The organism is Streptomyces sp. NPDC056222, assembly GCF_042264065.1.
GTDB lineage: Bacteria > Actinomycetota > Actinomycetes > Streptomycetales > Streptomycetaceae > Streptomyces.
Window position 1 is genome coordinate 1 of sequence record NZ_JBHJTL010000238.1, and the last position, 977, is coordinate 977.

The window sequence follows — 977 nt, forward strand, 5'->3', positions numbered from 1 at the left end:
GGTGCAGGGTGACGACACGTGGACCACGCTGGGTGAACCGACATCATCGGAGAGTCAGGAGGCTCTATGCGTCGCCCCATCGCCCGAGCAGTGACCACTGCCCTGGGCCTGATCTCGGCGGCGGCGGGCCCGTTCGCCGCCGCCGCTCCCGCGGCCGCCGACAGTGTCGTCGTGGGAGGGCAGTCCGCGAAGATCGCGGAAGCCCCGTGGGTCGTGGCACTCTCCAGCCGTGACCGGTTCGGAGGTACGCGTGCGGGGCAGTTCTGCGGAGGCGTGGTCGTCGCGCCCACCCGGGTGCTCACCGCGGCCCACTGCCTCGGCAGGGATGTCCTGGGCGGCGAGCCCTCGGATGTCCCCGACCTCAAGGTCATCGCGGGTCGCAGCGCCCTCAGTGGTCAGGGTGGACACGAGATCCGGGTCTCCGGCACCTGGACCAGTCCGGAGTACAACCCCACGACCAACGCCAACGATCTGGCCGTACTGACACTGGCGACCGCGCTGCCGCAGTCCTATGTGATCGAGGCGGCCCGCCCGGGCGACCCGGCCGAGGCCCCAGGGGTGGAGGCGGACGTCTATGGATGGGGGGACACCACGGGCAACGGCACCTATGCCTCGACGCTGCGCTCGGCGCGTATCCAGGTGTTGCCCGACGCGGCGTGCGAGCGGGCCTATCCGGGCGGCTTCGGAGCCGCGTACCGGGGCGACACGATGCTGTGCGCCGGTCACCCGCAGGGCGGCAGGGATGCCTGCCAGGGGGACAGTGGAGGGCCGCTGGTGGCCGCGGGGCGGCTCATCGGGCTGGTGTCCTGGGGCAGCGGTTGTGGTCAGGCCGAGAATCCGGGCGTCTACACCCGGGTCTCGGCGGTCCTGCCCGCGAACCTCTGAGCGGCACGCGCGCGAGGCCCGAGCCGGACTCGGGCCTCGGGCGCGAGGACGGGCGGCCACCCCCCGTGACTGCGGGGTGGGCGCCCGTCGTC

General features: G+C 72.9%; 1 protein-coding gene. It reads left to right on the forward strand.

Annotated elements, in window-relative coordinates:
- Positions 1-66 precede the first annotated feature (66 nt).
- Positions 67-885: a serine protease gene (locus tag ACFC0D_RS38790; protein ID WP_376446854.1), complete on the forward strand. Its 819-nt coding sequence runs from the start codon at positions 67-69 to the stop codon at positions 883-885.
- Positions 886-977: the final 92 nt, after the last annotated feature.